We start from the raw sequence: 14,943 nt of genomic DNA on the forward strand, positions 1-14,943 counted from the left end.
GAGTTTCTGTTGTAATCAGGATAGGTTCTGTGGGTGAGCCCTCCGTCTTTAAGAGTGGCCGTCTGGAACGGTGGCTGGCTGGAGGGCTGTACGCTTACGATAGAGGGCGAATGAACACGTGAAGGAGAAGGAGAAGGAGTTGTGCAGGAAGAAATCAGTAGAGGGGCAAGGCAGCTATATAACAGAAGGATGGAGGTACTTATTCTGTATTCATGTCAACCCTCATTTATCACCGGTTGATTTGATGTGTGTAAATTACCATATATGGGAATTTACATCTGCGCCAGCAGAGTGTTTATCCTAGTACGGTTAAAAGACTTTCAATAAACGAACGCTTGTTCTATAATGAAAGTACTCTTCTTTCCTGCCGATTTGCAAAACGCTTTGTGAAAAGATACTCTTGAAAGTAAGTAAATCCAGTGTAAACAAGGGGGCCGCTCAGCGGATGAAATCGCGAACGATATGGTGGACAGTCGGTACGACCGGTCTGATCTCGACCCTGGTCTTTGCCGGCGGTTTCGGATATGCAGTTAAAGATGTGCTGTTTCCTTCAGCCGTTCAGAATCCGATCGTCACAGCTCCGCAGGAAACTGCTGCACCAAGCGGGAGTATCGAGACGAAGGAGAAAGTGCAGCTGGTAACGCTTGGGGACTCGCTAACGGCTGGAACCGGCGACGGTACCGGAAAAGGCTACGTGGGACGATTCCGCGAGAAGCTTCAGACACAGCTCAATAAACCCGTATATGTGCTTAACAATCTGGCTATCCCCGGTGCAACGACGACGGCTTTGCTCAAGGAGTGGGATCAGAAGAAGACGACGGATGCGCTGAAGCAGGCGGATCTTATTTTGCTGACCATCGGGGGCAACGATATTTTTCAAGGCGGAACGGGGATCTTTGACAATGCCACCCAGGAGTTTAACCCGGATGCCGCAGCCAAGCGTGTGGAACCAACTCTTGTGAATCTCAAAAAGATTCTAGCTGATATTCACCAGGCTAACCCGGACGCTACGGTGATGTACATAGGCCTCTATCATCCCTTTCTTGATCTTGACGAGAAAAAAGCCGGTTCGCTCATTGTGCAGAAATTTAACGATGCGGCCTTCGCGCTTACGAACCAATATCCGAACATGATTTTTGTTCCAACCTATGATTTGTTCGAGCGGAACCTGAATAAGTATCTGTTCACAGACCATTTCCACCCCAATCAGGACGGATATGAACGGATTGCGGAGCGGATGGCGCAAATTTTAAAATAACGGGAGGGATTGGATTTGGGGACCGGGCGGGAGACGATTTTATCTGTCAAGAACGTGAAGAAAAATATCCGCGGGAAAGAAATTATCAAAGGCATCTCTTTTGACGTATACAGCGGTGAAATTTTCGGTTTCCTCGGACCTAACGGCTCCGGCAAAACCACCACGATTCGCATGCTCGTGGATCTGATCAAGCCGACGGCGGGCGAGATTACCATCTGCGGATATGATGTGCAGCGTGATCATGACGAGGCAATGCGTTATGTGGGGTGTATTGTTGAGAATCCGGAATTGTACGGGTATCTGACGGGGTGGGAGAACCTCGAGCATTTTGCAAGAATGCTCCCTGATGCAGGCGAAGACCGCATCCGGGAGGTGGTGGAGCTGGTCGGGATGGATGCGCGCATCCATGACAAGGTCAAGACCTACTCGCTCGGGATGAGGCAGCGCCTGGGCATCGCTCAAGCGCTGCTGGCCAGGCCTAAGCTGCTTATTCTCGACGAGCCGACCAACGGACTCGATCCCCAGGGAATCAAGGAAATGCGCGCGTTCATCCGCAAGCTGGCCAAAGGCGGGCTCAGCCTCTTCGTGTCGAGCCATCTACTGAGCGAGATTCAGCAGCTGTGCGATCGTGTCGCGATCATCAGCAAGGGACAGGTGATCTCGGTCGGTGAAGTGAACGAGCTGCTTGTCCAGTCCGGCAGCAAGGTGCTTTGGACCGTAGAGCCGGCAGAGCAGGCGGAGGCATGGATGCGGGCCCGGCAGGATATAACGGTTCTCGGGTACCAAGAAACGCTCACGTCGGAGGAGGACGAGCCTGTGGGGATGAGCCCTGGCGGGAGGGCCGGCCGAGCGGGTACGATTGTTACGCAGCTAGGCGATGAAGCGATCCCCGGGATCAATCGGGATTTGGTCGATGCAGGAATTCGTGTCTACGCTATCGAAATGAAACATCCGACCTTGGAAGATCTGTTCCTGAGTCTGACGGAGGGTGAGAAAATTGGGTAATATGACGGCGCTCGTCCAAAACGAAAGCATCAAAATGATCAAAAAAAGGCGGTTCCTGGTCGTCATCCTCATTCTTGTCGCACTTATTCCGATGTTTACTTATGCACAAATGCGTGTTTCCCAGAATACGCTTAAGCAGTTTGGAACGACGGACTGGAAAGCGCAGGAGAGGCAGAAGATCGTAGATTTCCAGCGGAGTCTGGGGTCTGCACGCGTACCGGAGGAATGGAAAGAGTTCAGGCGGGCACAAATAAAAATATCCCAATATTATCTCGATCATAATATTAATCCGCAGTCTCCGAATGGGGTAACATTCACGCGCGAGTTCCTGAACAACTCGATTTCTCTGTTCATTCCGTTAATCATTATGGTGGTCGCTGCGGACATCATGTCGTCGGAACATTCGACAGGGACGATTAAATTATTGTTGACAAGACCGGTAAAGCGATGGAAAATCCTAATGAGCAAGTTGATCACGCTTATCCTGTTTGTTTCCTTGATTGTTTTGTCCACCGCAGCGCTCTGTTATCTCATATCCGGACTGATTTTCGGGTATGGGGGATGGAATCTTCCGGTCTTTACCGGCTTCAAAGCCAGCGGCGGAGAAGTTGATTTGAGCGGCGTTCATGCAATCAGCCAATGGAAATATTTGTTGATGCAAACCGGCCTTGTCTGGTTTGTAGGGATTGTGGTTGCGATGCTTTCCTTGATGTTTTCTGTACTTGTCCGTTCAACGGCAGCAGGTATGGGCATCATGCTGGCCGTTTTAATTTCGGGCAATATTCTGACGAATATGGTATCATCCTGGGAAACTGCCAAATACTTGTTTATGGTGAATCTGAAGCTCACGGATTACATGACGGGGGCATTGCCGCCGATCAAAGGAATGAGCCTTGGCTTCTCGCTGACGGTTCTATCCGTATGGACTTTGGTATCGCTTATTATTTCGTTCGGGGTATTCACCCGTAAAGATATTTTAAATTAACAGGATACGTATGGACCCAACCGGGAATGGAAAAGGAAAGAAGGAGGCTCTTCGATGACCGAGCAGCTAGAGATCATGACGAATCAATCCAAACAGACGTCGGATTACGATGCGGACGCGATTCAGGTACTGGAGGGGCTGACTGCCGTCAGGAAAAGACCTGGCATGTACATCGGCAGCACCAGCTCTTCAGGGCTGCATCATCTGGTTTGGGAAATCGTCGATAATGCGGTCGATGAACACCTCGCGAAACATGGTTCCAAAATTGAAGTGATTCTCCATAAAGACGGAGCGGTCACGGTTCAGGACAATGGACGCGGTATTCCTACCGGCATGCACAAGATGGGCATTCCGACACCGCAGGTTGTATTTACGATTCTGCACGCCGGCGGCAAGTTCGGCGGTGGAGGCTACAAGAAATCGGGGGGACTTCACGGAGTAGGGGCATCGGTTACGAATGCTCTGTCAGAATGGCTGGAAGTTATGATTTTCCGCGACGGCAAAATACATAAACAGCGCTTCGAGTACTGGATTGACGAGAAGGGCATCGAACATGTAGGGGAGCCGACAACGGGTCTTGAAGTGACGGGTACAACGAACAAAACGGGCACCCGTGTTACGTTCAAGCCTGACCGGAGAGTTTTCCAGAATGGAATATCGATTAGTTACGATACGCTTTCGGAGCGTCTGCAGGAAATTGCTTTCCTGAATTCGGGGCTGGAAGTGCTTGTGAAGGACGAAAGAACCGATGCATCCCAGACGTTCAAATACGACGGCGGCGCGAGTGAGTTCGTGAAGTTTCTCAATGAGAATAAGACCGTGCTCCACGATGTCGTTCATTTTGCGGCGGAAAGAGACGATATTGAAGTCGAGGTGGCATTGCAGTACAACGATGGCTATACGGAGACGCTGGCATCGTTCGTCAACTCGATTCCGACACGCGGCGGCGGTACCCATGAGACAGGGTTTAAGACTGCTTATACGCGCGCAATGAACGAATATGCCCGTAAAACGGCAATTTTGAAGGAAAAAGACAAGAATCTGGACGGAACGGATCTTCGTGAAGGCATGATGGCGGTCATTAACATCAAGATGAGCGAAGTGGAGTTCGTCGGGCAGACCAAGGACCAGCTCGGCAGCGCATCTGCAAGAAGTGCCGTGGATGCCATCGTGACAGAGAAAATGGCAGTCTTCCTGGAGGAGAATCCCCAGATCGCACAGATGATGCTGAAGAAAGCCGTCCAGTCGGCCAGAGCCCGCGAAGCCGCGCGCAAAGCCCGCGAGGAAGTGCGCAGCGGCAAGAAAGGCCGTAGTGAAAGTTCGAATCTTGGCGGGAAGCTGACGCCGGCACAGTCCAAAGACTACGCGCGCAACGAGCTTTTTATCGTGGAGGGAGACTCCGCAGGCGGCTCGGCTAAGCAGGGACGGGATTCGAAACATCAAGCGATTCTGCCGCTCAAAGGCAAGCCGATGAATCCGGAGAAAGCCAAGCTGGCGGATATTTTGAAAAACGACGAATACAAGGCGATCATCGCGACGATCGGGGCGGGTGTAGGCTCGGAATTTGCCGTGGATGAGAGCAATTACGGCAAGATTATCATTATGACGGATGCGGATACGGACGGGGCGCACATTCAAGTGCTGCTGCTGACGTTCTTCTACCGTTACATGAAGCCTTTGATCGACAACGGGAAAATCTATATTGCACAGCCGCCGCTTTTTAAAGTGACCAAAAAATCCAATAAGAAGAACACGGTGCACTATGCGTGGACAGAAGATCAGCTTCAGGCACTGAATAAAGAATTGGGTAAAGGACTGGAACTTCAGCGCTACAAAGGTCTAGGCGAGATGAATCCGGATCAGCTATGGGAAACGACAATGGACCCGGAGACACGTACGCTGCTTAAGGTGCAGATCGAAGATGCGGCCAAAGCGGAGCGCAGGGTATCGACGCTGATGGGTGACAAGGTGGACCCGCGGAAGCGCTGGATTATCGAGAATGTGGACTTTACCGAATATGAAGAGTGACCTGAACGGTTAGAGGTGAACCAAGTTGAGCAGTTTGGAACAGTTTTTACCAGCATTTCTCGAAGAGGTGGTCGGGGACAGATTCGGCCGCTATTCCAAGTATATTATTCAAGACCGGGCGATTCCCGACGTGCGTGACGGCCTGAAACCTGTACAGCGCCGGATTCTGTACGCGATGTACGATGCAGGGAATACGCCGGACAAGACGTACCGCAAGTCAGCCAAAACCGTCGGTGACGTCATGGGTAATTACCATCCTCACGGGGATTCCTCGATTTACGAGGGAATGGTCCGGATGACCCAGCCGTGGAAGATGGGCCATATGCTCGTTGACGGACACGGCAACTGGGGTTCGATTGACGATGACCCTGCGGCAGCTATGCGTTATACGGAAGCCAGACTGTCGCAGATCGCAATGGAGCTGCTGCGCGATATTGAGAAGCGTACGGTGGCTTTCAAGGATAACTTCGACAATACGACCAAAGAACCGGTCGTATTGCCTGCACGTTATCCGAACTTGCTCGTCAACGGAGTCAGCGGAATATCGTCGGGCTTTGCCACAGAAATTCCGCCGCATAACCTCCGCGAGGTTATCGATGCCTGTGTGGCGCTGATGGATTCGCCGGAACTGGACGTTGAGGATCTGATGAAGTACATGAAAGGGCCTGATTTCCCGACCGGCGGCATCATCATGGGGGAAGAAGGAATACGCGATGCTTACCGCACCGGTAAAGGCCGTATTTATCTCCGCTCCAAGACCGCCATTGAGGATCTTAAAGCCGGCCGCCAGCAAATCGTGGTGACGGAGATTCCTTATCAGGTTGTCAAATCCCGCCTTGTTACGGCGATTGAGAATATCCGGTTGGAGAAGAAGGTCGAGGGAATCGCGGAAGTTCGCGACGAAAGCGGCCGTCTGGGCCTCAGAATCGTCGTAGAACTCAAAAAAGAAGCAGACGCCCAGGGCATTCTCGCTTATTTATTGAAAAAAACGGATTTGCAGGTGACATACAACTTCAACATGGTCGCCATTGTAAACAAGACCCCGAAACAATTGGGCGTCAAAGACATGCTGTCCGCTTACATTGAGCACCAGAAAGAGGTCGTCACCTTCCGTTCCCAGTATGATCTGGAGAGAGCGGAAGACCGCGCGCATGTTCTGGAAGGGCTTGTGAAGGCTCTCAACATTCTAGATGAAGTGATTGCGACGATCAAGGCTTCCAAGAACCGTCTGGATGCCCAGAAAAATCTCGTGACGAGTTTCGGCTTTACGGAGCGTCAGGCAGATGCCATTCTAGTCTTGCAATTGTACCGTCTGACGAACCTTGAAATAACGACGCTGGATAAAGAACTCAAAGATGTGATGAAAACCGTAGCTTATTTAAGGGGCATTCTCGGCAGCGCCAAGAAGCTCATGGGCGTCATTAAAGAAGAGATGAACGAAATCCGCAGCAAGTTCGGAATCGACCGCCGTTGTGAGATTCAGAACGAAGTGGAAGAAATTAAAGTGAATCTCGAAGTGATGGTGACACCGGAAGATGTCCTGGTGACGTTGTCCAATGACGGGTATATCAAACGCACAAGCATGCTTTCCTTTACTCGTTCGGGCGGGGATCTTAACAGTACCGGCCTGAAGGAAGGCGACTATTTGCGCCATGTTAAGGAAATTAACACCATTGAGAGCATGCTTATTTTTACAAATAAAGGCCAGTATTTCCTGCTTCCGGTCCATCAAATTCCCGAGTACAAGTGGAAAGAAAACGGAACCGCTATCGTGAATGTAATTCCGATCGCCAAAGAAGACCGGATTGTAAATGTAATTCCGGTTAAGCATTTTGATGAGGAAGGCAAATCATTAGTCTTCGTCACCCGCAAAGGTCAGATTAAAAGAACGGACTTGAAGGAATACAGCACGAACCGGTCCGGCGGACTGGTAGCGGCCAAAGTCGGTGCTGGGGACGAAATCCTGCATGTCCAGCTGAGTGACGGCACGAAGGATATTTTGCTGGTAACCAAGCAGGGAATGAGCATACGTTTCCGTGAAGAGGAAATTAATTCAATGGGGCGTGCAGCTGCCGGAGTGAGAGGGCTGCAACTTCGTGACGGAGATGAAGTCATCGGTGCGGACTGGGTTTATGGTGACGAGGGAGAAGTGCTTGTGATCTCGGATCTGGGTTATGCCAAACGTACCCTGCTGGTCGATTATCCTCAGCAAGGACGCGGGGGAAAAGGAATTGTGACGTTTGAATTTAAGGAAGGCAAACGGGTAAGATCCAACGGGAGCGAACTTGTCGGAATGTTCTTCGTGAAGCAGGATTATGAAATCATTGCTTACGACAGCCGTGGGGAGAAAACCGTATTCTTGACTAATCAGGCACCGCTTGATGACCGGAAATCGGTCGGTAAACAACTGGTTCCGGTCTCCAAAGGCGACACGATTCCTGTGATTCTCCGCAGTCCGCAGTCCTGATGTCCTGATCGGGAGGAAGATCCGGCAGGGGCTTAGCGCCCCTTAGTTTAACCGGATTTAATCATAGCTGGTGGTAGGCGGATCCATAGTATCCATAAGCCGAAATGCAATTTCCAGTACGACCCAGAGGGGGACCTCTTCATCGAGACGGTCCAACCACTGAGGGTCTTTCAGTAGACCAAGATCGAGAGCGCGCTGACCAAGCGCGCTTTTTTTTGCGTTCATAGGGCAATCCCCTTAACGGATCAGGATTAAACAACATTAGTTCGTTCTATTGTATGTCAGGGAGCCCAGAAAAGTGCCGGAGCCGCCTTAGGGGGAAGAGAGGTGCCCCGTAAGGATACGATAAGAAGGGTTTCATACGGGTAGAGGGCCGACTGGATTTTCCTCTGGGCTTAGGTTCTGCATCCGGGACTCTTTCTTATCCGAAATTCGGACAACTTTTCTTTTGACGGCTGCGGTAACTTAGCGAAACGGCGCGAAATGCCCCCTTTGCTGTCTTAAAGTATTAACGTCATTAACCTATATTTCGCCATTGCACCCATGCTATACTTGAAAAGGAAGATATGGATGAGCCTTGAAATCGGAGGAGTGATTGCATTGTATTCAATCGAATTTGCGAAACTATGGACGAAACTTTCCAAGGAACTCAAATCCAATATGGATGACCAATTGGCACCAACGATTACAGAAGGACAGCTTCATGTGCTGGAGGTACTAGAAGCTCATGGAACCATGAAACCTTCTGACTTTATTGAATATTTGACTACAACGCCAGCTGCGGTTACGACTTTGCTGGACCGGATGGAACGTGCGGGGTTGATTACCCGGAGCCGGGATGAGAAGGATCGCAGAGTGGTCTGGGTAGAGTCTACAGATAAAGGAAAAGCGGAAAGAGACCGTGGATTACAAATTCGCCAGGAAGTACTCGAATCGTATCTGGGCCGCATTTCCGCTCATAATCAGCAGTTACTCGTGTATCTGCTGGGGAAGGTTGCGAATTAGTTCCTGCCAGAGGAACCAGGGATGCCGCTCCGGGGGAGCGGACATAAAGGTCAGCGTCTCTGGCAGAGTGGGGTGCGGGAACGACAAGCGGGCCGACCACAGCGCGAGCTGCTGGCCCGGCTCATTGATCCCCGCACCATAGCGCTGGTCCCCGTACAGGGGGCAGCCGATGGCTGCCAGCTGTACGCGGATCTGATGGGGCCGGCCTGTATGCAGCTTGACCAGGATAAGGCTCAGCCCTTCGGCGCTGCCCAGCATCCGGTAGTCAAGCAGCGCTTCCTTGGCCCCATCGAGGCCGGGCTTGACCACGCTGACGGTATTCGTCCGCGTATCCTTCAGCAGCCAGTGCCGGAGGGAGCCCTGCGGTTCCTTCGGCTTGCCGCGCACCACCGCGACGTACGTCTTGTCGAACGTCCGCGTGCGCACGCTGTCCGACAGCCGTGAAGCGGCTTTGGACGTCTTGGCGAACACCATCACGCCGCCGACAGGGCGGTCGAGCCGGTGAACCAGACCGAGGAAGACGTTGCCCGGTTTATGGTGACGGCGCTTCAAGTCTTCCTTGAGCACGCTCAAAAGGTCCGGATCACGTGAACTGTCCTCCTGCGTGGGCATGTTGACGGGTTTCTCCACGACCAGCACATGGTTGTCCTCATACAGGATGGGAATTGCCGCCCCGTCTTCGGCATGTTGGGGTCCTGCCATCTTCTAGGCCTCCCAGCGGCCGAGAATACCGCACGGCAATGTAAGCCCGCTGGCGGTAATCGGCAGGCCGATTTCGCCGGAGGAGATGCTGCCGCCGTATCTGTGGTGCATCGCCATCGTCAGGATATTCTTGAGCACGGTCGAGGAGATACCGGTTGTATAAGAATTGACGAGCAGGAACAGAGGATTGTCAGACAGGATAGAAGTACATGTCTCCACAAAAGGATACAGGTCGTTCTCCAGCTTCCATGTTTCACCGTTCGGTCCGCGTCCGTAAGACGGCGGGTCCATAATAATAGCGTCATATTTATTACCGCGGCGCTGCTCACGCTGGACGAACTTAAAGACATCGTCGGTAATAAAACGTACATGGCGGTCCGCGAGCCCGGAAAGCTCCACGTTTTCTTTGGCCCACTGCACGACGCCTTTCGAAGCGTCCACATGTACGACGGAAGCTCCCGCATAGGCGCAGGCTACAGTTGCTCCGCCGGTATAGGCAAACAAATTAAGCACCTTGATCGGTCTGCCCGCGTTCTGGATCTTTTCGATCATCCAGTCCCAATTCGCCGCTTGTTCAGGGAAAAGGCCGGTATGCTTAAAGCCGGTCGGCTTAATGTGAAAACGCAGCTTATTATCATAGGCGATGGTCCAGCGCTCGGGGAGTGTCTGGCGGAAATCCCAGCTGCCTCCGCCTGAAGAGCTGCGCTGATAACGCCCGGCAGCCTGTTTCCATTCCGCCGTCTCCATATGGAGCGGCCAAATGATTTGCGGATCGGGACGACGCAGTACATAGGAACCCCAGCGTTCCAGTTTTTCACCTCCGCCGGTGTCCAGCAGTTCATAATCGTTCCAACGGTTAGCTATATACATCGGTTGTTTTCCTTCTTTCCTCGCATCAAAATGTGCGTCATTACTCATGATAGGTACATCTGCTGCTAAACATCTGCCGATCTCTTCGCTTGTATTCAAAGATTCGGCACCAAATCTCTTCCCGCACAAAGTCCGAACTCCGCTTAGCGGCAGCTTAAAAGCAAGAGCTGCATTCTAAGCATCTATTGTACAACATAAGGGTTGTGGAATAAAGCAAATTCCCGCGTCATAAACAGGCATTTATCGTTTCACACAAGGCTTATCGGGGTACAAGAATATGAGTATAGAATGAGTATAGTAAGAAGGGGAAGGGGTAAACGCATAAATGGCAGGAAAACAGATCCCCGGCTCCGAAGACATCTATCTGTTCCATGAAGGGACACATTATTATAGCTATCGCCTATTCGGAGCACACGTGGAGAAAAAAGGAAAGTCTAAGGTCGTACGTTTTACCGTATGGGCTCCGCATGCCAGGGAAGTACGAGTCGTAGGTGACTTTAACGAATGGAACGGGGAGGCGCACTTGATGCAGGCTCTGCCGGATTCTGGAGGCATCTGGTCTTTGGAGATACCTGACCTGGACGAGGGCGTTTTGTACAAATACGAAATTCATACGGCCGACGGTAGAGTTGTTCTGAAAGCAGATCCTTATGCTTTCTATTCGGAGCTAAGACCGGGGACGGCCTCACGCATATATAATCTCGATGGTTATAAATGGGGAGACGGGAATTGGCGCCGTCAACGGGGACGCAAGCGTTCTTATGACCAGCCGATGTCGATCTATGAAGTTCATTTGGGAACTTGGAAGAAGCGAAGCCGGGAAGAGGACGAGCTGTTTACATATCGTGAGCTGGCGGATGACTTGGTTGACTATGTGGTGCAGATGGGCTATACCCACATTGAACTGATGCCGATATCGGAGCATCCGTTTGACCGTTCATGGGGATATCAGTCTACCGGATATTTTGCGGCCACAAGCCGTTTCGGCGAGCCTAAGGACTTTATGTATTTTGTGGACCGCTGTCATCAGCGCGGAATTGGCGTCATTCTGGACTGGGTACCGGGACATTTTTGCAAAGATGCTCAGGGACTCAGGCAGTTTGACGGGCAGCCTTTGTATGAACCGGACGATCCCAAGCTTGCTGAGAAACCCGAGTGGGGGACACTGGCTTTCGATTTCGATAAGCCGGAGGTTCACAGCTTCCTCATTTCCAACGTCATGTTCTGGATGGAACAGTTCCATATTGACGGGATCCGGGTAGATGCTGTAGCCAGCATGCTGTCTCTTAATTTCGGCAAGCCAGAACATCAATGGACGCGTAACGCACAGGGCGGGGAAGAGAATCTGTCTGCAATTGAATTCTTGAAGAAGCTGAACACAGCTGTATTCGGCTACTATCCTCACGCCCTGATGATGGCTGAGGACTCCACGAACTGGCCTATGGTGACGTCCCCGGTCGATCAGGGGGGCCTTGGTTTTAATTATAAATGGAACATGGGCTGGATGAATGACATGCTGAAATACATGAAACTCGACCCGGTTCACCGCAAGCATCACCATAATTTGATTACATTCTCGTTTATGTACGCGTTTAATGAGAATTATGTACTTCCTCTGTCACACGACGAAGTTGTACACGGCAAACGCTCCATTCTTCATAAAATGCCGGGGGATTACTGGCAGAAATTCGCTAACACCCGAGTTCTTTACGGTTATATGACCGGTCACCCCGGCAAAAAGCTTCTCTTCATGGGAGGAGAATTCGGGCAATTTGATGAATGGAAAGATCTGGAGGATCTGGACTGGTTCCTTCTTGATTATGAGATGCACGGCAAAATGCATACATATAATCAAGCATTGAATACCTTTTATCTGCAGGAGCCTGCGCTGTGGCAGGCAGATCATGAGATGGAAGGTTTCCAGTGGATTTCTCCCGATGACAATGAGCAGAGCGTCGTAGCCTTTATCCGGAAAGGGAAGAAGCAGAAAGACGATCTGATCGTCGTCTGCAACTTCACGCCAGTGGTTCATCCGGATTACCGTATCGGGATTCCTAAGGCGGGAGTCTACGCCGAAGTCTTCAACAGCGATGATCCCGCTTACGGAGGTTCGGGGCAAGGGAATTCCGAGCCCATGATCAGCGAGGACATCCCGATGCACGGTTTCGAGAACAGCTTGTCGCTTCGCGTACCGCCGCTTGCAGCCGTTTATCTCAAACGGACTAAGCTTCAACCAGCTTCGCCAGTAAAATCGGGCCGAAAGGGGAAGTCGAAGAATGCGTAGTAAATCTTGTGTAGCCATGCTGCTAGCCGGGGGAGAAGGCAGAAGATTAGGTCTCTTAACCCGGCAGTTAGCCAAACCAGCCGTTCATTTCGGCGGCAAATACCGCATTATCGATTTCACTTTGAGCAACTGTACGAATTCCGGTATTGATACAGTCGGAGTTCTGACCCAATACCAGCCGCTGGTACTGAATTCATACATCGGGATTGGCAGCGCCTGGGATCTGGACCGTAAGAACGGCGGAGTTACCGTACTCCCTCCTTTTATCGAGCAGGGCGGCGGAGAGTGGTATAAAGGAACGGCTAACGCCATCTACCGCAATATCGGGTTTATTGAACGGTATGATCCCGAGTACGTGCTTATTATTTCGGGGGATCACATTTATAAAATGGATTATGACCGGATGCTTGCGTACCATAAAGCCAGAGGAGCGGAAGCAACCATAGCCGTGATCGAGGTGAAGTGGGAAGAGGCGTCACGCTTCGGGCTGCTGAGCGTCAATGAAGACAGAGAGATCACGGAGTTTGCCGAGAAGCCGAAGGAACCTAAAAGCAACCTGGCTTCCATGGGTGTTTATGTGTTTAACTGGAAAGCTTTGAAGAGATATTTGGAACTGGACGAGGCGGACAAGGAATCCAGCAATGACTTCGGCAAGAATATTATTCCATCCATGCTGAAAGACGGCGCCAATCTGGTGGCGTACCCTTTCCAGAGCTACTGGAAGGACGTCGGTACAATTGAAAGTCTGTGGGAAGCGAATATGGATCTGCTTGACGATCCGACGCAGCTTAATCTCAACGACAAGTCGTGGCGTATTTATTCGGTCACGCCTTATCAGCCTGCGCAGTTTATTTCATCAGGCGCCAAAGTCGTACGCTCTCTCGTCAACGAGGGCTGCTCGGTGTTTGGGGATGTGGATCACTCCGTGCTCTTCTACGGCGTCCATATCGGCGAAGGCAGTGTTATTCGTGACTCGGTTCTGATGCCGGGAGCACGAATCGGCAATAATGTGACAATCCGCAAAGCGATAATCGGTGAGAACACCGTCGTTGAGGACGGCGCAGTGGTCGGCAATGGGGAAGAAATCGTGCTGATCGGTTCAGGGGAACACATTCGGGCCACTTCGGAGTCGAAAGGATGAGAACGTATGAAGCATGTAATGGGTGTTATCAATCTGGTCAATGAGCCTGATGATTTAGAGGAACTTACCTTACACCGGTGTGCGGGGTCCGTTCCGTTTGGCGGACGGTACAGATTGATTGATTTTATATTATCGAGCATGGTGAACTCCTCGATTGACAATGTGGCTGTGTTTACCCAGCACAAATACCGCTCTCTGATGGATCACCTCGGTTCCGGGAAAGAATGGGATCTGGACCGTAAACGCGGCGGACTGTTCGTCCTCCCGTCAGTCCAGGATGATCCGAACGGAATGTCGCGGGGGGATTTGTTCCAATTTTATTCCCACCGGGATTATTTCTACCGCGGGCGGGAAGAACTGGTTATTATCGCGCGCAGCCACATGGTATGCAACATTAATTTTGAAGACGCGGTACGTTATCATGAAGAAACCAAGGCGGATATAACCGTCTTGTATAAAGAAGCGGAGGAAGAGTATTCCGGCAGCTTCCGCAGGCTGGCAATCCGTCCGGATGGCCGCGTTACCGTAATTGAAGATCAATCCGGCCGCCTGCGAACCAGCAACGTTTCCATGGAAATGTACATCATGAGCAAGGCGCTGCTCCTTGATATGGTTGAGACTTGTCTGGCACAGGGCTACGACCATCTCGTACGCGACGGGATCATGAAGAACATTGATAAGTTGAATGTGTACGGATACCGGCATGAAGGATATCTGGGTATCGTCAATTCCATCCCGGGCTACTACCGTCACAGTATGGAACTCCTGGATCCTGCGATTCTTCGTGATTTGTTTTTCCGCAAGGATCTGATCTATACGAAAGTTAAGGATGAACCGCCGGCGAGATATGAGGCGAGTGCGAATGTACGCAACTCATTGATTGCGAACGGCTGTATTATCGAGGGGAAAGTGGATAACAGTATTTTGTCGCGCGGGGTCAAAATCAGCAAAGGCGCCACCGTCAAGAACAGTATTATTCTCCAGAACTGCGACATTGAAGAGAATGTCGTGATTGAGAATGCTATTCTGGACAAAGACGTATTTATAAGCCGCGGGCGGGTCCTGACCGGTGATGTGAGAGCGCCGTTTATTGCGGCCAAGATGAAAGTTATTTAATGAACGTACATCAGGCCGGGCGCTAATGCGTTCGGTCACGATTTTTGATAGAGGGAAACTTACAGAGACGGGAGTGGAGAAT

12 protein-coding genes are annotated in these 14,943 nt (G+C 51.2%); 9 read left to right on the top strand and 3 right to left on the bottom strand.

Annotation, left to right across the window (positions count from 1 at the left end; genetic code table 11):
- The first annotated feature begins 445 nt into the window (after positions 1-445).
- Genes AR333_RS11375 through gyrA form a run of 5 tightly spaced genes read left to right on the top strand, consistent with a single transcriptional unit; the run spans position 446 to position 7,743 of the window.
- On the top strand, positions 446-1,258 hold the full coding sequence (locus tag AR333_RS11375; RefSeq protein ID WP_068775484.1) for a GDSL-type esterase/lipase family protein: 813 nt from the start codon (positions 446-448) through the stop codon (positions 1,256-1,258).
- Between the two features lie 15 nt (positions 1,259-1,273).
- The gene (locus AR333_RS11380; RefSeq protein WP_068775485.1) at positions 1,274-2,263 is read left to right on the top strand and encodes an ABC transporter ATP-binding protein; all 990 of its coding nucleotides are present in this window, start codon (positions 1,274-1,276) and stop codon (positions 2,261-2,263) included.
- Complete coding sequence (locus AR333_RS11385) at positions 2,256-3,248, top strand: ABC transporter permease (protein ID WP_068775486.1); 993 nt, start codon at positions 2,256-2,258, stop codon at positions 3,246-3,248. The genes AR333_RS11380 and AR333_RS11385 overlap by 8 nt, the downstream gene beginning before the upstream one ends.
- A gap of 54 nt (positions 3,249-3,302) precedes the next feature.
- A complete protein-coding gene (gene parE / locus AR333_RS11390; protein WP_068775487.1) occupies positions 3,303-5,276 on the top strand; it encodes a DNA topoisomerase IV subunit B in 1,974 nt (657 codons plus the stop codon).
- Between the two features lie 25 nt (positions 5,277-5,301).
- On the top strand, positions 5,302-7,743 hold the full coding sequence (gene gyrA, locus AR333_RS11395) for a DNA gyrase subunit A (RefSeq protein ID WP_068775488.1): 2,442 nt from the start codon (positions 5,302-5,304) through the stop codon (positions 7,741-7,743).
- A 57-nt stretch (positions 7,744-7,800) separates the two neighbouring features.
- Here the strand turns inward: gyrA and AR333_RS24970 are convergent, their stop codons facing one another.
- The gene (locus AR333_RS24970) at positions 7,801-7,968 is read right to left on the bottom strand and encodes a hypothetical protein (RefSeq protein WP_172798841.1); all 168 of its coding nucleotides are present in this window, start codon (positions 7,966-7,968) and stop codon (positions 7,801-7,803) included.
- 375 nt (positions 7,969-8,343) lie between these two features.
- Between AR333_RS24970 and AR333_RS11400 the strand changes: the two genes are divergently transcribed.
- Positions 8,344-8,748, top strand: a complete 405-nt coding sequence (locus AR333_RS11400) for a MarR family winged helix-turn-helix transcriptional regulator (RefSeq protein ID WP_068776076.1) — start codon at positions 8,344-8,346, stop codon at positions 8,746-8,748.
- On the opposite strand, the gene AR333_RS11405 is transcribed toward AR333_RS11400, so the two are convergent.
- Positions 8,713-9,450: an RluA family pseudouridine synthase gene (locus AR333_RS11405; protein WP_068775489.1), complete on the bottom strand. Its 738-nt coding sequence runs from the start codon at positions 9,448-9,450 to the stop codon at positions 8,713-8,715. The two genes, AR333_RS11400 and AR333_RS11405, sit on opposite strands and share 36 nt — an antisense overlap.
- A 3-nt stretch (positions 9,451-9,453) precedes the next feature.
- Complete coding sequence (locus tag AR333_RS11410; protein WP_068776075.1) at positions 9,454-10,320, bottom strand: class I SAM-dependent methyltransferase; 867 nt, start codon at positions 10,318-10,320, stop codon at positions 9,454-9,456.
- Positions 10,321-10,645: 325 nt separating this feature from the next.
- Here AR333_RS11410 and glgB point away from each other — a divergent pair, with 325 nt between their 5' ends.
- From glgB to glgD, 3 genes are read left to right on the top strand one after another with little or no spacing between them, the layout of a single operon-like run.
- Positions 10,646-12,604, top strand: coding sequence for a 1,4-alpha-glucan branching protein GlgB (gene glgB / locus AR333_RS11415; protein WP_068775490.1), 1,959 nt, complete (start codon positions 10,646-10,648; stop codon positions 12,602-12,604).
- Complete coding sequence (locus tag AR333_RS11420; protein ID WP_068775491.1) at positions 12,597-13,745, top strand: glucose-1-phosphate adenylyltransferase; 1,149 nt, start codon at positions 12,597-12,599, stop codon at positions 13,743-13,745. The genes glgB and AR333_RS11420 overlap by 8 nt, the downstream gene beginning before the upstream one ends.
- A 6-nt stretch (positions 13,746-13,751) precedes the next feature.
- Positions 13,752-14,861, top strand: coding sequence for a glucose-1-phosphate adenylyltransferase subunit GlgD (glgD, locus tag AR333_RS11425; RefSeq protein ID WP_068775492.1), 1,110 nt, complete (start codon positions 13,752-13,754; stop codon positions 14,859-14,861).
- Positions 14,862-14,943 lie beyond the last annotated feature (82 nt).

Origin of the sequence: Paenibacillus sp. FJAT-26967 (assembly GCF_001541095.1) — a bacterium.
GTDB lineage: Bacteria > Bacillota > Bacilli > Paenibacillales > NBRC-103111 > Paenibacillus_F.